16 protein-coding genes and 1 riboswitch are annotated in these 19,431 nt (G+C 40.3%); of the genes, 6 read left to right on the forward strand and 10 right to left on the reverse strand.

Annotated features, from left to right (window positions below):
- Positions 1-105: 105 nt before the first annotated feature.
- The 7 genes from J1G47_RS02285 to J1G47_RS02315 form a co-directional block, all read right to left on the reverse strand.
- On the reverse strand, positions 106-912 hold the full coding sequence (locus J1G47_RS02285; protein WP_160403290.1) for an ABC transporter ATP-binding protein: 807 nt from the start codon (positions 910-912) through the stop codon (positions 106-108).
- A 3-nt stretch (positions 913-915) separates the two neighbouring features.
- Positions 916-2,871 (reverse strand): dipeptide/oligopeptide/nickel ABC transporter permease/ATP-binding protein, encoded by a 1,956-nt coding sequence (locus J1G47_RS02290; protein WP_010786225.1) that lies wholly within the window; start codon positions 2,869-2,871, stop codon positions 916-918.
- Positions 2,871-3,824, reverse strand: a complete 954-nt coding sequence (locus tag J1G47_RS02295; protein ID WP_026916539.1) for an ABC transporter permease — start codon at positions 3,822-3,824, stop codon at positions 2,871-2,873. Before J1G47_RS02295 ends, J1G47_RS02290 begins: the two co-directional genes overlap by 1 nt.
- 174 nt (positions 3,825-3,998) lie before the next feature.
- On the reverse strand, positions 3,999-5,582 hold the full coding sequence (locus J1G47_RS02300) for an ABC transporter substrate-binding protein (protein WP_106405078.1): 1,584 nt from the start codon (positions 5,580-5,582) through the stop codon (positions 3,999-4,001).
- A 230-nt stretch (positions 5,583-5,812) separates the two neighbouring features.
- Positions 5,813-6,274 (reverse strand): ribonuclease HI, encoded by a 462-nt coding sequence (rnhA, locus tag J1G47_RS02305; RefSeq protein WP_005712104.1) that lies wholly within the window; start codon positions 6,272-6,274, stop codon positions 5,813-5,815.
- 5 nt (positions 6,275-6,279) lie between these two features.
- Positions 6,280-7,116 carry a formyltetrahydrofolate deformylase gene (gene purU, locus J1G47_RS02310; RefSeq protein ID WP_207326730.1) on the reverse strand — a complete coding sequence of 279 codons (837 nt, stop codon included), beginning with the start codon at positions 7,114-7,116 and terminating at the stop codon, positions 6,280-6,282.
- 94 nt (positions 7,117-7,210) lie between these two features.
- A complete protein-coding gene (locus J1G47_RS02315; RefSeq protein WP_021109841.1) occupies positions 7,211-7,615 on the reverse strand; it encodes an H-NS family histone-like protein in 405 nt (134 codons plus the stop codon).
- A 212-nt stretch (positions 7,616-7,827) separates the two neighbouring features.
- A riboswitch (Lysine riboswitch) is annotated at positions 7,828-7,997 on the forward strand.
- A gap of 128 nt (positions 7,998-8,125) precedes the next feature.
- On the opposite strand from J1G47_RS02315, the gene J1G47_RS02320 reads away from it, so the two are divergent.
- The 5 genes from J1G47_RS02320 (at position 8,126) to J1G47_RS02340 (ending at position 13,332) form a co-directional block, all read left to right on the forward strand.
- On the forward strand, positions 8,126-9,652 hold the full coding sequence (locus J1G47_RS02320; protein ID WP_160429745.1) for a Na+/H+ antiporter NhaC family protein: 1,527 nt from the start codon (positions 8,126-8,128) through the stop codon (positions 9,650-9,652).
- A gap of 117 nt (positions 9,653-9,769) precedes the next feature.
- A complete protein-coding gene (locus J1G47_RS02325; RefSeq protein WP_062924297.1) occupies positions 9,770-11,671 on the forward strand; it encodes a heme lyase CcmF/NrfE family subunit in 1,902 nt (633 codons plus the stop codon).
- Positions 11,668-12,204: a redoxin family protein gene (locus J1G47_RS02330; protein WP_035495677.1), complete on the forward strand. Its 537-nt coding sequence runs from the start codon at positions 11,668-11,670 to the stop codon at positions 12,202-12,204. The genes J1G47_RS02325 and J1G47_RS02330 overlap by 4 nt, the downstream gene beginning before the upstream one ends.
- Entirely contained in the window at positions 12,201-12,593 is a 393-nt protein-coding gene (nrfF, locus tag J1G47_RS02335) for a heme lyase NrfEFG subunit NrfF (RefSeq protein WP_075630622.1), read from the forward strand. The genes J1G47_RS02330 and nrfF overlap by 4 nt, the downstream gene beginning before the upstream one ends.
- The gene (locus tag J1G47_RS02340; protein WP_207326731.1) at positions 12,586-13,332 is read left to right on the forward strand and encodes a TPR domain-containing protein; all 747 of its coding nucleotides are present in this window, start codon (positions 12,586-12,588) and stop codon (positions 13,330-13,332) included. The genes nrfF and J1G47_RS02340 overlap by 8 nt, the downstream gene beginning before the upstream one ends.
- A gap of 66 nt (positions 13,333-13,398) precedes the next feature.
- Here the strand turns inward: J1G47_RS02340 and J1G47_RS02345 are convergent, their stop codons facing one another.
- The 3 genes from J1G47_RS02345 to J1G47_RS02355 form a co-directional block, all read right to left on the reverse strand.
- The gene (locus J1G47_RS02345) at positions 13,399-14,421 is read right to left on the reverse strand and encodes an ABC transporter ATP-binding protein (RefSeq protein WP_021113966.1); all 1,023 of its coding nucleotides are present in this window, start codon (positions 14,419-14,421) and stop codon (positions 13,399-13,401) included.
- Position 14,422: 1 nt separating this feature from the next.
- Positions 14,423-16,075 (reverse strand): ABC transporter permease, encoded by a 1,653-nt coding sequence (locus J1G47_RS02350; RefSeq protein ID WP_207326732.1) that lies wholly within the window; start codon positions 16,073-16,075, stop codon positions 14,423-14,425.
- Positions 16,076-16,252: 177 nt separating this feature from the next.
- Positions 16,253-17,278, reverse strand: coding sequence for a Fe(3+) ABC transporter substrate-binding protein (locus tag J1G47_RS02355; protein WP_010786216.1), 1,026 nt, complete (start codon positions 17,276-17,278; stop codon positions 16,253-16,255).
- A gap of 627 nt (positions 17,279-17,905) precedes the next feature.
- Between J1G47_RS02355 and J1G47_RS02360 the strand changes: the two genes are divergently transcribed.
- The gene (locus J1G47_RS02360; RefSeq protein WP_021109847.1) at positions 17,906-19,303 is read left to right on the forward strand and encodes a cytochrome-c peroxidase; all 1,398 of its coding nucleotides are present in this window, start codon (positions 17,906-17,908) and stop codon (positions 19,301-19,303) included.
- Positions 19,304-19,431: the final 128 nt, after the last annotated feature.

Below are 19,431 nucleotides of genomic sequence, written 5' to 3' on the forward strand. Positions count from 1 at the left end.
GACTAAAGAGAAAATAACAGAGCATATAATGTATTTCCTTCATAATAAAAAGAAATGCGCCTACTAACGACTACTTAAACAGTCATAGATAGACGCATAATTAAACTATAATAACGACGGCGCTGCATCTAATAGAATTTTGGTGTACTCTTCTTTTGGTGTGTCGAATACATCGGCGGCATTACCTTGCTCAACAATTAATCCACCATTCATTACCACAATTCTATCTGAAACTTGGCGGACGGTTTGTAAATCGTGAGAGATAAACACCATCGCAAGATTTAACTCTTTTTTCAGATCGGCTAACAGGTTTAGTACCTGTGCACGAACGGATACGTCAAGTGCTGAGGTTGGTTCGTCTGCAACAATCAGTTTTGGATTTAACGCTAACGCACGAGCAATCGCTACACGTTGTTTTTGTCCACCAGATAAACGAGTTGGCTCAACAAGTGCGGCGGAACGTGGTAAACCAACACGAGAAAGTAAGTCGTAAACACGTTTTTCACGTTCGTGCGGTTGCAGTACGTTGTGAATATCCATCGGGTCTTTCAAAATATCCAATACTCGCATACGAGGGTTTAACGCTGTTGCCGGGTCTTGGAAGATCACCGATACTTGACGGCCAAACTGTTTACGGGCTTCTGCACTGCCGTATTTCATTTGTAAGCCGTTGAATTTGGCTGTGCCTGATGTCGGTTTTTGTAAGCCGATAATCACGTTTGCTAGGGTAGATTTTCCGCAACCAGATTGTCCTACTAAACCGACCGTTTCACCTGCATTGACTTCTAAGCTCACACCGTCTACGGCTGTGAATTTTTTCGGGTTAAACAGCGTGCCATCACGAGATGGGAACCTTACAACAATGTTCTCTAATTCAATGATAGGCTGTTCTTTTAATGGTTTCATACTCATTGTTTATCCCTCCAAATGTGAAGCCCAAAGGTGTTTCGGATTGTCGCTTGCTGGTACAAGTTTCAAGCGTTGATTTGGATTTGCATCTGGACGTAATGAACGGCTTGCAAAGCGGTCGCCTTTCGCAAAATCAAACGGTGATGGAACACTGCCCGGGATTTGATATAAACGCTCTGCACGACATTCTGTTGAGAGTACAGAACCGAGCAAGCCTCGTGTATATTCGTGTGTTGGGTTAGACAATAACGCTGAAGTCGGTGCCATTTCCACTACTTGTCCTGCGTACATTACGATGATGTGGTGTGCCATTTGTGCGACTAATGCAAGGTCGTGGCTCACGAACACCATTGCAAAGCCAAGTTTTTCACGCAATTCGTTGAGTAATTTAATTACTTCGGCTTGAACGGTTACGTCAAGGGCTGTGGTTGGTTCATCAGCGATAAGTAATTTTGGTTCACGTGCTAATGCCATTGCGATCAATACACGCTGACGCTGACCACCCGATAATTCGTGTGGGTAGCGGTTTAAGGTTTTCTCTGGATCGAGTTTTACCCATTTTAATAGGGTTTCAGCAGATTGTTTACCACCACGGCTGATAAGCTGTGCCATTTGGTCTTTAATACGCATTGATGGGTTTAATGCACTTAAGGCATCTTGGTAGATCATAGAGATCTCGTGTCCACGTAATTCGTTGAGCTTATCGGTTTTTAAGAGATCGTGTTGGTTGCCTGCACGGTCGGTAAAGAGAATTTCCCCAGTGATTTTGGCTGTCGGTGGTAATAAGCCCATAATTGAGAAGGCAGAGATAGATTTACCACAGCCAGACTCGCCCACTAATCCCATTGTTTCGCCTTCATTAACGGTAAAGCTGATATTATCGACAAGCGGAATATCGCCATAACGATTTGGGAAACGGATTGAGAGGTTTTTCACCTGTAAAATCGGTTTTGCATTTGGGTTTAATTGCATACGGTCTGTGCGAGTTGCTTCTTTCTCGTGCAATTTGAGTAAGTAGCGTTTTAATGCAAGACTTTCTGCCATTGCTTCTTGTACATCTGTTGAAAGCGGTTTTGATACGTCTTCTTTTGATGTGGTTGGGCTACGTTTCAATTTTGGATTGACTAACGCGTCAGTTAAACCTTCTGAGAGAATGTTGAGCGAGAGTACTGTTAGGAGAATAGCCAAACCAGCAAAGGTTGTTGCCCACCAGAAACCACTTAATACGATGTTACGTCCTTCTGACAGGATATTTCCCCAAGATGGTTGTGGAAGTTGTACACCTGCACCTAAGAAAGAGAGAGAAGCCTCAAGAACAATCGCATCAGCTACCATTACGGTTGCAAAGACTAATACAGGTGCGGCTGAGTTGCGAACAACGTGTTTGACTAAGATGTAGGTACGGCTACCACCGATAACACGTTCTGCACGGACATAATCTTCTTCCCATTGAGAAACCACGTTAGCACGCACCACACGAGCAAGTTGTGGGGTGTAAACAATCGCAATGGCTAAGATGATAATCGGCACTGCGTTACCTAAGGTTGCAAGCAATACTGCGGCAAGTGCAATACCAGGGAATGCCATTAAGATGTCCATAAAACGCATAATGACTTCGTTACCAAGTTTGTCTGCGGTAGCGGCTGTTGCCCCTAAGATACTTCCTAGAACAATGGCAAGTCCTACTGCACCAAGTCCGATAAAGAGTGATGTTTGAGCACCGTAAATTAAGCGAGATAAAATATCACGTCCAAGACGGTCTGTCCCAAACCAGTAATCTGCATTTGGTGCTTGAACCGGGCGAAGGGTTTGCAATGGGTCGTATGGTGATACCCACGGTGCTAAAATAGCCAGTAATGCTACAAGCACAATAAATCCTAATGCGAGTTTAGAGGCGGTTGATAATGCTTTAAATCTTGCCCCGCCTGAAGCAAGTCTATCAGCTAATCCTTGGCGAAACATTATAAACTCCGAATTTTTGGATTAATCAGTAAGTAAAGAATATCTACAATGATATTCACCAAGACGAAAGTAAAGGCGATGGTCAATACGACCCCTTGTACGAGGTGTAAGTCGTGGTTTACGATACCGTTAAAAATCAATTTACCCATTCCCGGTAAGTCGAAGATTTGTTCGATAACCACTGCACCACCCAGTAGGTAGCCGACACGCAAGCCTAAAACAGTAACAGGGGTAATTAAGGCATTACGCAATACGTTATGACGAATAACCGTTGCATAAGGTACGCCATTACCAATTGCTGTACGCACATAATCTTTGTCCATTTCTTCTACCATTGTGGTACGCACCACACGAATTAATGACGCACATACAGGGATTGCCAATGCTAATGCTGGTAATGCCATTGAACGGAAATATTCTGTTGGATCTTCACTAAATGACACAAACCCACCTGATGGAAGCCAGTCTAATTCAAGAGAGAAGTATTGAATTAATAAGATACCTAACCAGAATGATGGGGTTGCCACTGCCGCTACTGAGAGTAGGCGGATAACTTGGTCTGCCCAACGGTCACGGTAGAGTGCCGCAATAATCCCTAAAGAGAATGATACGATTGCTGCTAAAAAGACCCCAATGAAAGTAAGTTGTAATGTAAGTGGGAAGGCTTTTGCAATCAATGAGGTGATTGGCTGTTCCGGCGGTGTGGTTAGACCGAAGTCAAGTACCAAAACGTTACCAATGAAACGAAAGTATTGGACGATAACAGGATCGTTCAATCCGTGTTGTTCACGATACAATTCTTTCGCAGCATCACTTGCACTTTCACCCAATGCAACAGAAGCTGGATCTCCAGGTGTGAACTGTAGAATGATAAAAACTAATGCACTTACGCCAAGCATCATCAGTGGTAATGCCATTAATCGGCGTAGTAACAGACGAAGTACGATTTCTATTTTTTTTCTCCGACTACAAGAAAGGTTAGTGGGATAGGTTTATATAATTTTTATAAGAAAAGCGGTGAGATTACCGAAAAGGTTTGCAACTTTTACAACAATCTTACCGCTTGAAAGAAACCTTAAGTAAGACGCTACTTTAAACGCCTTCACCCGAAGGTGAAGGCACTATGATTATTTACGGCTTACACCAATGAATGACATACCTGTGGTTGATAATGGTTTAAAGCCATCTAATGCTTTGTTACTCCAAGCTGTTGGAAGTTTACGGTGAATAATTGGATAAAGTGCTGCTTCTTCAGCAATGATGTTAATCGCTTTACCCCAAATTTCACGTGCTTCTGCCGGAGTTTTCGCAGCCACCGCAGCGTCAAGAAGTTTTTGAACTTCCGCATATTCAGGTGTATTTGACCAGCGGAAACGTTTTTTCGGCCATACATCACCACGGTACCACCAGCTTAATAATAAGTCTAAGTCGTTACCGAATACTGATGGGTCACCTGGTGCGATTAATACTTCAAAGTTACCTGCATCAACACCGTCATTGTATGGTGATTGTGAAGCGATGTTTGTCACTTTTACACCAGGGATCTTGTTCCAGTCTTCAAGGATCATTTGAACAGAGTCCACTACCCATTTATGTGCGGTTGAACGTGTTGTAAACTCAAGTTTATCTACACCCGCTTCTTTCAACAATGCAACCGCTTTTTTCGGATCGAAATCATAGACTGTTGAGGCTTTCACATAGTCTGGGTGAGAGTCTTGAACATAAGATGTCGCAGGTTTTGCGTTGCCTAAGAACACCACATCAACTAATTTTTGTGTATCAATTGCATATTGTAATGCTTGACGTACTTTCTTGTTGTTAAACGGTGCTTTTTCACAGTTAAACATTAAGAAAATTAAGCCGAATGATTGCACTGATTCTACAGCTGCTTTACGTTTTAAGCGATCCGCATCTAAGTAAGGTACGTTTTCAATCGCTTGTACACGACCTGACTCTTGTGCTGCAACACGTGCTGCGTCATCAGAGAGTAAGAACCATGTCATTTTTTCAACAGTTGCAGGATATGGACCTGTGTAAGCAGGGTTTGCTTCAAATACGATACGGTCATCTTTGACTGCTGAAACAAATTTATATGGACCGGTACCAACAGGGTTTGCATCAAAGACTGATTGACCTTGAGCTTCAATTAATGCTTTTGGTACGATTTTGATAATGGTTAAACGTTCTTTGAATAATGCAAATGGATATTTCAATTTAAATTCAACTGTTTTTTGATCCACTGCAGTGACTGATTTAATGAATGGGATGAATTGTGCAAAGAGTGATTTTGTATTTGGATCTAATACACGCTCAAATGAAAACACAACATCAGCACTGGTTACTGCTGAACCGTTATGGAATACCGCACCGTCACGTAAAGTGATGCGATAAGTTACATCGTCAACTTTTTCTGGTTCTTTCGCTGCAAGTGCTAGATATGGCTGGCGAGTTGCTGGGTGTAAATCAACTAAACCTTCAAAAATGTGGATATTAGCCGCCATTGAAGATGCACCAGTTGAACTCATTGGGTCAAAACCCGTTGAAATCGGATAAGCAATACCTGCTTCGATAGTTGAACCTTTTGCCGGAGCTGCATAAGCCTGAGAAGCAAAAGTACCGATTGAACCTGAGAATGCTAAACCAGCACCAACACCTGCAACTAATTTCATAAAGCCACGGCGAGATTCATTGTGTTCAAAATGTTTAGTCACATTAGACTCCTTGATAGTATCGTTTTTGTAAAATGGTTATGTGCAGTACAACACACATTAAACAACCAAAAAGTTTCGTATTTACTTCTCATTTTCAAGTGAATTAATCAAAATGAAAGGTAAAAATGAATTGAAAACATTATAACACTAATCAAGGCGATGTCAATATATTGTCAAGACGAGTATTTACATTTGTGATCTACTTCACGAAATCAGAAAATAATCTAGCTTTAGCTAGGCGGATAACCGACATCTTCTAAAGTAGGATTATTTGCACCTTCTTTTGCTAATTGATCACAAATTTCATTTTCTGTATGTCCAGAATGACCTTTAACCCATTGCCATTCAACCTGATGGCGTGTTATGGCTTTATCCAGAGCTATCCACAAATCCTGATTTTTAACTGGCGTATTATTACTGGTTTTCCAGTTATTTTTCTTCCAATTAAAAATCCATTTTTGAATACCATTTTGCATATATTGGCTATCGCTATGCAAATGTACATTACAAGGCTCCTTCAAGGCATTTAGAGCGGTGATCACGGCAAGAAGTTCCATACGATTATTTGTCGTCAAGTAGTAACCCTGACTTATCCGTTTTTCTTTGCCTTGATAACGCAATAAAATACCTATGCCACCCTTACCCGGATTTCCCAAGCAAGAACCGTCAGTGAAAATATCGACAAGTTTCATTGGGGTTATAGTACGATAGTTTTATTTTGATAAACAAAAACACGATCAGCAAGCACCAATTCTAATGCTCTGCTCAATACCGTTTTTTCTACATCTCGTCCTGCTCGCATCATCGCATCTGCCGTATAAGTATGATCCACATTAATCACATTTTGCATAATAATCGGGCCTTCATCTAACTCGTTATTAATAAAATGTGCCGTTGCCCCAATAATTTTAACACCACGCTGATAGGCTTGCTGATAAGGCTTCGCACCGATAAATGCAGGTAAAAATGAATGGTGAATGTTAATCACACGATTTGGGTATTTCGCCACAAACTCAGGGTTTAACACACGCATATATTTTGCCAACACAATATAATCAGGGGCATATTCATCAATTTTATCCGCCAATAATTTATCGTGTTCTACACGAGTTAAACCTTCGTGGCTTACTAAATGGAACGGCACATCAAAACGTTCTGCTAAACTTCTTAATGTATCGTGATTACCAATCACAGCCGCAATTTCAACATTCAAACCACCATAATAGGTCTTCATTAAAATATCGCCTAAACAGTGTGCTTCTTTAGCGACTAAAATGACAATACGTTTACGTTGTTGCGGAACAAGTTTATAAATAGATCCTTTTGGCAAGGTAAATTCTAAATCGGCTAATAGGGTCTGATCGTTGAAAATACCTTGTAATTCAGTACGCATAAAAAAGTGGCGAGTATCACTTTCAACAAACTCACTATTTTTAATAATGTTTAATTGATGTTTATAACAAATATTCGTGATTTTAGCGACAAGCCCCGTATCATCAGGACATTCCGTTAATAAAATTTTATTTTCAATCATTTTGTTTTCTCTATTTATTAGAAAAATAGCTAATTCATATCAATCATAAAAAAGAAAACCCACATCTTGTGGGCTTCTCTGTATTCATATCAAATTAGATTGCAAAATCTGCTAATGATTTACCTGCTTCTAATGCTTGTTGAATTTCACGAGGCGTTCTGCCTTGACCTGTCCAAGTTTTTTCATTACCGTTTGCATCAATGAATTTATATTTTGCTGGACGAGGATCACGTTTTTTACGTTCTACTTTGGTTGTACCTGCTAATAATAACGCAAGTTCTTCTGCTGAAATACCATCTTGAGCAAGTAACTCTTTGTATTTATTTAGGCTTTCTAGACGTTTTGCTTTTTCTTCTTGTTGAACTTTAATTTCTTCACGTTTTTCTTCAATAACAAGTGCAATTTTCTCTGCGATAAGTTCCAATTGTTCAATTGAAGCTTCACGAGCAATTACACGCAAGCTACGAATATTTGAAAGCGTTTTTAATAAATCAGTCATTGTTTTCTCCTAAATGTAAATAGTTCATATCAATTTAGACTTTTTTTATATTATCGCAATAATTATTTCAGGTAAATACACAAAATAAAATTCTTATTATATTTTGATAATAACTTAAAGCAAACTAGAATAAATCTGACATATTAATTTATCAAAATCCATCTTTCCCCTATTGGCAACCGCCGTTTCTTCAGGTAAGCTATTAGCGTCCTACAAATTGTAGAGGTGCGAATGCGATAAGTATTCTTTCAGAGTGGAAAACGATGAAGAAAGAGGAAAGGCGTATTCGCCGAAATCAATTAAGCGTCATCTTAATTGGTTGGTATCGTTATCGAAAGGAACGATACTGTCATAGCGGAGGCTATGGAGTGCTACTGTTAGGCTGGGTTTATTCTGTTTTTCTTTTGTTCCCTTCCCTAAACACCTTGCTTCATCAAAAGTAAGTTTATTCCAGTAGATCTCTTTCTTTGTTTGACGTGTTATTTTATTAAAAACAATCTTAGAGGTTTTATGAATCTAGTTGATTATTCAAGTTCATTATGGTCTGTAGTGCCTGCATTATTAGCATTGGTACTTGCCATTATTACTCGTCGAGTATTACTCTCATTAAGTATCGGGATTATTGTCGGTGCGTTAATGCTTACCAGTGGCAACCCGATTGATGCCTTTTTACATTTGAAGAAAAATATCACTTCATTAATTTATGGCGAAGAAGGATTAAATTCAAATAACGTAAACATCATTCTTTTCTTACTTTTATTAGGGGTACTCACCGCCTTATTAAGCATTTCAGGCAGTAACCAAGCCTTTGTAAATTGGGCTCAAAAACATATTCAAGGAAAACGTGGTGCAAAATTAATGGCGGCGGCGTTAGTGTTCGTTACCTTTATCGACGATTATTTCCACAGCCTTACTGTAGGTGCAATTGCACGTCCAGTAACAGACAAATTCAAAGTTTCTCGTGCCAAATTAGCTTATATTCTTGACTCAACAGCAGCGCCAATGTGTGTGTTAATGCCAATTTCAAGCTGGGGTGCTTACATCATCACTTTAATTGCAGGTCTATTAACCACTTACGGCATTACAAACTACACTCCATTGGGTGCATTTATGGCAATGAGTGCGATGAACTTCTACGCTATTTTCTCAATGATTTTAGTCTTTGTAGCTGCTTATTTCTCAATCAACTTAGGCTCAATGGCTCGTTTTGAACAACAAGCTGAGCAAGCTGCAGATGTTGAAGAGCAACAAATTGTCGAAGCAAGTGGTAGCGTGATGAACTTAATTTTACCAATCATCACCTTAATTTTGGCAACCCTTGCAATGATGATGTACACGGGTAACCAAGCTCTAGCAGAAAGTGGCAAACCATTTGATGTATTAGGCGCATTTGAAAATACTACCGTAGGTATTTCATTGGTTGTAGGAAGTTTGAGTGCATTAGCTGTAGCGACTTTAATGATTGCAATAGGACGTAAAGTAACAATGAGTGATTACTGGAAGTCGTACGGTATCGGTGCAAAATCTATGATGGGTGCAATCACCATTTTATTCTTTGCTTGGACAATTAACGGCATCGTAAGCGATATGCAAACAGGTAAGTATTTATCAACCCTTGTTGCTGGCAACATTAACCCTGCATTTTTACCTGCAATCCTCTTTACATTAGGAGCAGCAATGGCATTCTCAACAGGTACAAGTTGGGGAACATTCGGTATTATGTTACCAATTGCTGCAGCTATGGCTGCCAACGCAGAACCCGCATTATTATTACCTTGCTTATCTGCGGTAATGGCAGGTGCAGTATGTGGTGACCACTGTTCACCGATTTCGGACACCACCATTTTGTCTTCAACAGGTGCACAGTGTAACCATATGGATCACGTTACTTCGCAGTTACCTTATACGCTTGTCGTTGCGGTGGCTTCAGCAGTGGGTTATTTAGTGATTGGTTTTACTACCTCTGCATTCCTCAGCTTTGCAGTAACAGCAGCGGTATTAGTTACTCTTGTTATCCTATTCAAGCGTAAAAAATAGTGATATCAGCTCTTATAGTAAGATATGAGTAAAACAAAGCGAATCCTCGTAATTCGCTTTGTTTATTTATAGCAACCGGTTAAAATAGCTCGATTTTTTACATTTTATGGATAGATTATGCTTCCCGAACTGGGTTATTTCTGTTTAGTCTTATTAGCTGGTATTTCAGGGTTACAGGTTTTATGTTCCTTATGGGGAGAAATTCGCCATCAACCCTTTTGGTTGAGTGGAAATCGCCTATTTAGTTTAATTCAAGCCTTATTAGCCTTAGCATGTTTTGGCTGTTTAGCCTACGCTTTTATCTATGATGATTTCAGCGTTGCCTATGTCGCTGCTCATTCTAATAGTCAACTACCCTCATTCTTCAAATTTGCAGCCACTTGGGGAGGACACGAAGGGTCAATGCTGTTTTGGCTAACGGCATTGGCATTATGGACAGGCATATTTTGCATTTTTTCAGGCAAAATCGACCGCTTGTTTACTTACCGCACCCTAGCCTCTCTCGCCTTAATTATTTTAGGCTTTGCTTTGTTTATTCTCTTGGTCTCTAATCCATTTGAGCGTAGTTTTCCCCCTTCCCCAGAGGGGCGAGATCTTAATCCTATGTTGCAAGATGTCGGATTAATTTTTCACCCACCACTGCTTTATTTAGGCTATGTAGGCTTTGCTGTCACATTTGCAATGGCAATGGCAATGTTGCTTGGTGGCGTGTTTGATTATGCTATTGCTCGTTGGATCCGCCCTTGGACAATGGTAGCTTGGGGATTTCTAACCGCAGGCATAATGTTAGGTGCTTGGTGGGCTTATTATGAACTTGGCTGGGGGGGCTGGTGGTTTTGGGATCCTGTTGAAAATGCCTCTTTAATGCCGTGGTTACTTGGTACTGCTCTGTTACATAGTTTAGTCGTTAGCGAACAGCGAGGCATTTTTAGTTATTGGACAATTTTATTAGCCATCTTTGCCTTTGCGTTAAGTCTGTTAGGCACATTTATTGTTCGTTCTGGGGTTCTTACTTCTGTTCACGCATTTGCAGTGGACGCAGAGCGAGGAATGGCTCTGCTTATTTTGTTCTTTAGCTTGAGCTTTGTTGCATTGACTCTATTCGCTTTACGAGTGAATTTATGGCAAGGCAATGTTCGTTTTCATCTGTTTTCAAAAGAAACGGCATTATTATTGGTTAATGGCTTATTTGCATTAGCCACGCTGGTGGTTATTCTTGGCACATTTTATCCGATGATTTTCAGTGCGATGGGCTGGGGATCCATTTCAGTTGGTGCGCCTTATTTCAACACGATTTTTGCCCCTTTAGCATTGATTTTGTTATGTCTAATGGGATTTGCAATAGTGCTACGTTGGAAGCATATTCCACAACGTCAAATCTTATGGCAACTGGCATTATTACCCGTTGCGGTGCTACTTAGTTTAGGCTTCAGTTATCAAGTTTTGCCACAAGTCTATGTGCATCAATTGCAATGGCAACCTACTCTTTTTATCTCACTCGCGATTTGGGTTGTACTAACTCATCTACCTTATCAGCGATTTATGTGGCAAATCCGACCGCTTGCAATGCGACTGGCTCATATTGGTTTTGCGATAAGTGTGATTGGGGCAATGATGAATAGCTATTATGCTGATGAAGTTGGCGTGAGACTAAAACCAACGCAGTCTGCTGAATTAGCAGGGCTACACTTTGAATATGTCAAACACCACAATGAAATTGGGGCAAACTACACTGCCGAAGTAGCAGAGTTTCATCTTTATGATCAACATCATCAAAAATTGGCAACCTTGTTGCCCGAACGCCGTTACTATGATGTCCGTACAATGACAATGGCAGAAGTGGGGCTAGCCCATTATGGTTTAGATGATATTTATATTGTGATGGGCGATAAGTTTGGTAATAAAGAGTACGCATTTCGTCTGCACTACAAACCTTATGTTCGTATTTTATGGCTAGGCGGTGCAATAATGGTCTTGGCGAGCCTATTGGCATTGGTTGGTTATCGGAGAAAAAAATGAAAAAAGGATTGCTGTTTTTACCGCTTGTTATCTTATTTGCGGTTGTACTTTTTTTAGTAATGCAATTAAAAGAAAAAGACAATGTGTCGTTAAGCGAAGATTGGCAAGGTAAGCCGTTGCCTGAATTTAGCTTAAAACATTTACTGGATAATCAAGCGGTTATCAGTAAAGCAAGTTTACCAAATGAGCCTTTTATTTTAAACGTTTGGGCGAGTTGGTGTACTTGGTGTATTAAAGAGTTTCCGATTTTACTTGAGATGAAACAACAAGGGGTAAAAATTGTTGGGCTGACCTACGCAGATCGCCCCGAAAATGCACGGCAAGCCCTTGCTCAGTGGGGAAATCCATTTGAGCTAGTGATTGATGATTGGGATAAAGGTTTTTTAACGGAAACCCTCAGAATTTCTTCTGCCCCCTCAAGTTATCTCATTGATAAAAATGGTATTGTTCGTTACCAACAAAAAGGCTACAACCCTAATTTTGCTCAAGATTTTATGCCTCGTTTGCAAGCATTGAAGGAACAGGATAAATGAAACGGATCTTATTTTTACTGTTCAGTTTTATCGCCCTCGTAGCTCAGGCAGAAATGGTGGACACCTTTCAGTTTCATTCTGATAGCGAACGTATTCGTGCGATTAACCTAGCGAAATCATTGCGTTGTTTACAGTGTCAAAACCAAAATCTGGTAGAGTCCAACGCTTCTCAAGCCTACAAATTACGCATAGAAGTCTATGAAATGGTCAATCAAGGAAAAAGCGACCAAGAAATCATTCAAATAATGACAGAGCGCTTTGGAGATTTCGTCCATTATCAGCCACCCTTTAATCCTCAAACGTGGGTATTATGGGGAATGCCTGTTGGCTTACTTATTCTACTCTTTAGCCTAATTTTTTGGCTAACACGGAGAAAGCAAAATGATTAGGAACGAACTTAATCGGGATTATTATCAACAAGCGGAACGATTTGCGGATACTTTTGCAGAGAAAGAGCGTACTGAATATTTAGCCGAATTGGCAAGTCGCCAAGCATTTGAACAACAAAATGAAGTTGTATCGCAATGGCAAAAAAATCCACTTAAACGCCCGCTTGTAGTGACTGTTTTGTTGATTGCCCTTGTCTCTAGCATTATCTATTATTGGCAGACAGGGCGTTATAGCCTTGCTATTCAAGGGGAGCAGGCTTTTGCTCAATTTCAACAACAACGTGCAGAAGAAAGTAGCGAACAGCGTAATGATCACTATATTACCAACCTTCAACATCAGCTTCGCCAAAATGCCAATGATGGCAAACTCTGGTTTGAACTAGGGCAGGCTTATTCGCTCAATAACGATTTTGAAGCAGCCTTAACCTGTTTTCACAATGCTCAGACCGTGCTAGGCGAAAAGGCGAGTATTTTAGGTGCAATGGCAACAGCCGATTACTATTTAAATAAACAACGACTTTCCCCACAAGCAAAGGCTTGGCTTGAACGAGCGTTACAAATTGATGACAAAGAGAGTGCTAGCCTACTTCTGCTTGCCTCCGATGCTTTTTTACATAACGATTTCAAACAGGCAATTCATTACTGGGAAAAAGTATTAGACAACCAGAACGAAGCCTTAGATCGTAAAGAGATCATTCAAAGTATAAAAATGGCGGAGCAGATGTTACGTGAGAAATAGCGCCATTTATGGCTATTTGATATTGATCATCACAATAATATTTTAAAAGATTCTAAATTTTTAATCTTAGTTTTTCTTTATAACAAACAACACCAACTCTCTCATCTGGAAACTTACCGATACTTTTGCTTCCAGTGGCAAATCCGCCGTTTGGTAAGCGGTGACATTTGTGCCGTTTATTGCAATTTGATAACGGTAGAATTGCCCTAAGAACAGTTTTTCAACCACCACACCTTGCCCGTTGTCATCGGCTTTCAGGGTAATCTGCTCAGGGCGGAGCAACCAATGATAATCACCAAGCGGATACTCGATTTCAGGGAATTGATAAGTACCAATCGGGCTTTCAAGGAAGTGATTTTCTAACACTTTGCACGGCAGGTAGTTTGTACCACCTAAAAAGTCAGCAACGAAGGCATTCACTGGGGCGTGGTAGAGCTCGGTTGGCGTACTGAATTGTACGATCTTACCTTGATCCATCACTGCAATTTTATCCGCAAAGGCAAAGGCTTCTTCTTTGCTATGGGTAACGAAAATCGCAGGGACTTTTTGGCTTTTTAAGATCTGTTTAATCTCTTGGATCATCGCATAACGGGTTTGGCTGTCGATGTTGGAAAAAGGTTCATCGAGCAGTAATAATTCAGGTTCACAAGCTAAAGCACGGGCAATGGCGACACGCTGTTGCTGTCCGCCAGAGAGTTCGTGTGGGAAACGTCCTTCAAAGCCTTGTAGTTTCACCACTGACAACATCTGTTGGGTGCAACAATGTTGGTCGGATTTACACATTTTGCATAAGCCGAATTGAATATTTTGTGCTACCGTTAAATGCGGAAATAGGGCGTAATCTTGGAAAATCAGCCCGATTTGACGCTGTTCAATCGGTTTTTTCTGCAAATCTTCCCCTGCAAGAAAGATTTTACCTTCACTAATCGGAAGTAAACCTGCAATCGCTTTGAGTAGCGTCGTTTTGCCACAACCACTTGCCCCTAATAGACAGACGATCTCATTTTCGCCTACGGCAAGATCGAGGGATTTTAGTACCACATTGTCGTCAAATTGACAGCTCAAATTTTGAATATCAAGTAATTTCATATTAACGTTCTTTTTGCGATTGAGAGATTAACGAACGGGTCAGCCAAATAACAGGGATTAATCCAACCAACACTAACACGATGGCAGGCAAGGCGGCACGCTCTAATTGTTCATCTGAGGTAAAGGTGAAAACGTGGGTCGCTAAGGTATCAAAGTTGAACGGTCGCAATAACAGTGACGCATTTAACTCTTTCATACTTTCAATAAAGACCATCAAGCCTGCGGTAATAATTCCTTTGGTAATCAAAGGGATATGTACACTTCTAAACATTGATAAGCCTGTTTTTCCCATCGTTTGACTTGCCATATCTAACGACGGCGAAATTTTGCCGAGAGAGGTTTCAAGACTGCCGATTGCCATTGCGGAAAAGCGGATTACATAAGCAAGGACTAAGGCAAACAGTGAACCAGAAAAAATTAAGCCGACAGGGGGTAGATCTAAGGATTTCAGCAGGGCGTGTAGTTGATGATCGGCAAAGGTCAATGGCGACAATAAGCCGATTGCCAGTACAGTCCCTGGAATGGCATAGCCCAATGAGGAAAATTGCAACGATAAGCGGGTTGATTTCGCCCAAAATCTGCGATTGACCGACAGACGATGAGCAAAATGCAGTAACATAGCAAGGGCAACGGTAATGATCGAGGCAATAATGGATACTTTTAAGCTATTTGAGGCAAATTGCACAAAATCTAAATTCCACGACTGTTCAAAATAGTGGAAAGACCAGTAGATTAATCGACCGAATGGAATAAAGAACGCCAGCGCCAACAAGCCCCAGCACCAACCTTGTGCAAGCCACAGTTTCCAACCTGTGAGCTGTTTGAACGAGGTTTTCTTTTCATAGCCACGCTGATAGCTTTTTTGTTTACGACGGCTATATTGCTCAAGGCTGATAAACAGAAAAATCATCAGCAACATAAAAATGGAAATACGGCTTGCAGTGCCGAGATCTTGAAAGCCGAGCCACGAGTCGTAGATGGCAGTCGTCAAAGTTGGCACTGCAAAATAGGACACGGTGCCGAAATCGCCTAAGGTTTCCATTGCGACTAACGCCATACCGACAGCAATTGCAGGGCGAATTAAAGGGAAAGTAATTTTACGGAAAATATCCGCTGGCGATGAACCTAACATTCTGGCACTGTGAGTGAGGTTTTCCGATTGTTCTAATAATGCCACTCGAGCCAGTAAGAAAATATAAGGGTAGAGTACAAGGGCTAGCACAAAGCAAGCACCGTAAAGGGTGCGGATTTTCGGGAACCAATAATCGTGCGGTGTTTGCCAACCGAAAATACCACGCAACATTTCCTGAAATGCCCCAGAATAGTCGAGTAAATCGGTATAAAGATAAGCGATTAAATAAGCAGGCATTGCTAACGGCAAGCAAAGCAACCATTGAAGCGTTTTTTGCCCACAGAATTGATAATTAGCGACGATCCAAGCGGACGGTAATGCAAAAAAAAGTGCAAGGACGACAGTGCCTAAGACTAACAGGCTTGAGTTAAGCAGATAAGTGCCTAGCATTGTATCCCAGAGATGAACGAGATTTTCCATTTCACCTTCAAAAGCGTGATAGCCAATGGCAAGCAACGGAAGAAGGATTAACAGCGTAGTTGCAAGGGCGGAAAGTTGCCAAGTCAGGTATCGGTTTATCATAAATCGATCAAAATCTCATTCCATTAAAAAACAAAATTCCCCCTTTGCGAAGAAGGGGGTAGAAATTAAATTCGACGTATTTGTAGGGACACGAAGCTTCGTGTCCCAATATCCACATTGGTTGTGTATTAGCATTGGACGCCAAGCGTGGCGTCCCTACAAACGTTACAATATTAATTATTTCGCACCGAAATCATCAAATTTAACTTCATCAACTAATTTCAATGCTTTTTCATAGTTTTTCGCAATGTCTTCTAATTTTAATGCATCGGTTGAGTAAGTTCCCCAGCCTTTTACAAGATCAGAAGGTGCAACATCAGCTTTTACTGGGTACTCGTGGTTAAGTTTAGCATATAAAGCTTGAGCTTGGTTGCCACTGAGATACTCAATTAATTTAATTGCATTTGCTTTGTTCGGTGAATGTTTCGCTAATGCTACACCACTGATATTAACGTGTGTACCGTATTGACCGTTAGGGAAGTTAATGATCGCAGACTCAGCCCAAGATCTTTGTTTTTCATCATCTAACATTTTACCGTAGTAGTAGCTGTTACCTAACGCATAATCACAAATGCCTTCTTTGATTGCTTTAACTTGGTCACGGTCGCCACCTTGTGGTTTTTGTGCAAGATTTGCTTTTAAGCCTTCTAAGAATGCTTTGGTTTTTTCTTCACCGTAGTGTTCGATCATTGCAGCAAAGAGAGAAACGTTGTAAGCATTTTTGCCAGAACGAACGCACACTTTGCCTTTATATTCAGGCTTAGCTAAATCTAAATAGTCAAACCCAGCAGGTAATGCACCTACACGATCTTTTGATGTATAAATAACACGAGCACGTTTGGTTAAACCGAACCATTCGCCATTTGAATCACGGAACTGCGCAGGAATATTTTTCTCTAAAGTTTTTGAGTCTACTTTTTGAGCCAAGCCAGCTTTGACAATTTGCATTACACGGCTAATATCTACCGTTAAAAGCACGTCCGCAGGGCTTAATTCGCCTTCTTTTTGTACACGTTCAACTAAACCTTTGTCTGCAAAGATCACGTTTACTTTGATACCTGTTTGTTTTTCAAAGTCTTTTAACATCGGCTCAATTAAGTACGGCTGACGGTAAGAGTAAACATTGACTTCGTTTGCAGCTAACGCAGAAGTTGAAATAACAGAAGATAATGCAAGTGCAAGCACAGAAAGAGATTTTTTCATAAAAATGTCCTCATTAGGAAAGGGATAAACTCACTATAAATAGCGAGCGTTTACAAAACAGTGTGAGTTTAAAATGTTTACATTTTTATGTCAAGTAAGAACTATTTTTATTTACTAATGGGTAGTTAATCTCATTCTTAATAAGATGAAAAGTGAAACCTTTTTGGGGCATCCTATAGTCGCAGCATATTATCCGGTATTATGAATCAAGTGCACAAATACCTCATTTCAATAAAATCTGTGTATAATACCTGCTGTTTTGTTAGCAATAATTTTGCTTTCAATGAAGTTAATGTTTGCTCGTATAATTTTGTACTGCCTTCGTGATTAATAGAGCAACAGACTGTAAAGCCTATGTTAAGCAGAGTATTGTCTTTTTCATTTAAATTATTCCGTAAATTAAGATAGGTTAAAAACTAACTTAATTGTGCAAAAAGAAACAAAATGCAATCAAGATTTAATTGATAAACATTAAATTTAGCGTCTAAAAAATATTTAGAGATGAAAGAAAGGTTTTAACGATTATTCAAATAGCATTTATAAATTAAATCTATTGAATTAGATCAAAATAACCGTAGTTTTTTATAGGGATAATATATTCGCTTTTTACTTTATGGAGTGTTACCAATGAAAAAACTACTGTTATCAGCGATTGCCTTAGGCGTTGCTGGATTTTTAGGGATGGTTGGGTATTTGCATACCTTTGACCAAGACCAAGCAGCAAAACTACTTGCACAAACTAATTTTAGTGGTAAACAGCAAGAAGTGGCGAAAGTCTTTTTTGAAAATGGCTGTCAGTATTGCCACAGTCCTAATGCAGAAATGCCTTTCTATGCCAAAATTCCTGGTGTAAGTTCAATGATGGAAAATGATGTTGCAACAGGCAACCGCTTTTTCCGTTTGGATAAAATGTTAGAAGGAATGAAAGATCCTGCTAAATTATCTGAAGCAGATCTGGCTAAATTAGAAACGGTGTTACGCAACGATACCATGCCAATTGCGAGCTTTGTTCATATTCACTGGGGTTCTCGCCCTGATGAGCAAGAAAAGAAAACGGTGCTTGACTGGATCCATCAACAGCGTGCGGAGCATTTTGTTCCAAAAAATACGGCTGGAGTTGATCCAACTCGCTTAGTTCAACCTATTCCTGATGCATTAACTACAGATCCACGCAAAGTTGCCTTAGGGGATCAAATCTATCATGACGGGCGTTTATCAGGCGATGGCACTGTGGCTTGTAGCAACTGCCACCAATTAGATAAAGGCGGTGTGGACGGCTTGACTACATCAACAGGTATTCGTGGGCAAAAAGGCGGTATCAATGCCCCAACGGTATATAACGCAGCCTTTAACCACTTGCAATTCTGGGACGGTCGTGCGAAAGATTTAGCGGATCAAGCAAAAGGCCCACCGCTTAACCCTGTCGAAATGGGTTCACATAGTTTTGATGAAATTTTAGCGAAATTCAAACAAGATCACGCTTTTATGCAAGAGTTCTTAGCGGCTTATCCTGAATTAACCGCAGACACTTTAACAGATGCCATTGCAGAATTTGAGAAAACGTTGATCACGCCAAACAGTGCTTTCGACAAATTCTTAAAAGGCGATCAAAATGCCCTGAATGACGCACAAAAACGTGGTTACGAAGCATTTAAAGCGGCGAAATGTGACACTTGCCATACAGGTACCGCAATGGGTGGACAATCCTTTGAATATATGGGCTTATATGATGATTATTTCAAAACGCGTGGCACACCAATTACCGCAGACGATCACGGTCGTTTCTCACAAACCAAAGATCCTGCTGATATGCATCGCTTCAAAGTACCAACCTTGCGTAATGTGGCTTTAACCGCCCCTTATATGCACGACGGTAGCGTTAAGGACTTAAAAGAGGCTGTTCGAGTAATGGCTCACTATCAAAGTGGTAAAACCTTAACCGATCAAGAGTTGAACGATATTACTTCATTCCTAGAAGCCTTAACTGGTGAATATCAAGGTAAAGTATTAACTCGTCAGGATTAGCATAAATTGCTAAGTCGTCACAAAAACGATATAGGAGAAATTAATCTCTGACATATCGTAAGAACAAGAAACTAAAAGGGCTGAAATCAATATAATATTGTTTTCAGCCCTTGATTAATAATTTAGAT

Origin of the sequence: Glaesserella parasuis (genome assembly GCF_017352235.1) — a bacterium.
GTDB classification, from domain to species: domain Bacteria; phylum Pseudomonadota; class Gammaproteobacteria; order Enterobacterales; family Pasteurellaceae; genus Glaesserella; species Glaesserella parasuis.

Coding starts and splice junctions, on each gene's coding strand:
- J1G47_RS02355 (WP_010786216.1), bottom strand. CDS start 17,278: ATGAAAAAATCTCTTTCTGTGCTTGCACTTGCATTATCTTCTGTTATT.
- rnhA (WP_005712104.1), bottom strand. CDS start 6,274: ATGAAACTTGTCGATATTTTCACTGACGGTTCTTGCTTGGGAAATCCG.
- J1G47_RS02345 (WP_021113966.1), bottom strand. CDS start 14,421: ATGAAATTACTTGATATTCAAAATTTGAGCTGTCAATTTGACGACAAT.
- J1G47_RS02360 (WP_021109847.1), top strand. CDS start 17,906: ATGAAAAAACTACTGTTATCAGCGATTGCCTTAGGCGTTGCTGGATTT.
- purU (WP_207326730.1), bottom strand. CDS start 7,116: ATGATTGAAAATAAAATTTTATTAACGGAATGTCCTGATGATACGGGG.
- J1G47_RS02290 (WP_010786225.1), bottom strand. CDS start 2,871: ATGTTTCGCCAAGGATTAGCTGATAGACTTGCTTCAGGCGGGGCAAGA.
- J1G47_RS02325 (WP_062924297.1), top strand. CDS start 9,770: ATGCTTCCCGAACTGGGTTATTTCTGTTTAGTCTTATTAGCTGGTATT.
- J1G47_RS02350 (WP_207326732.1), bottom strand. CDS start 16,075: ATGATAAACCGATACCTGACTTGGCAACTTTCCGCCCTTGCAACTACG.
- J1G47_RS02340 (WP_207326731.1), top strand. CDS start 12,586: ATGATTAGGAACGAACTTAATCGGGATTATTATCAACAAGCGGAACGA.
- J1G47_RS02320 (WP_160429745.1), top strand. CDS start 8,126: ATGAATCTAGTTGATTATTCAAGTTCATTATGGTCTGTAGTGCCTGCA.
- J1G47_RS02285 (WP_160403290.1), bottom strand. CDS start 912: ATGAGTATGAAACCATTAAAAGAACAGCCTATCATTGAATTAGAGAAC.
- nrfF (WP_075630622.1), top strand. CDS start 12,201: ATGAAACGGATCTTATTTTTACTGTTCAGTTTTATCGCCCTCGTAGCT.
- J1G47_RS02330 (WP_035495677.1), top strand. CDS start 11,668: ATGAAAAAAGGATTGCTGTTTTTACCGCTTGTTATCTTATTTGCGGTT.
- J1G47_RS02315 (WP_021109841.1), bottom strand. CDS start 7,615: ATGACTGATTTATTAAAAACGCTTTCAAATATTCGTAGCTTGCGTGTA.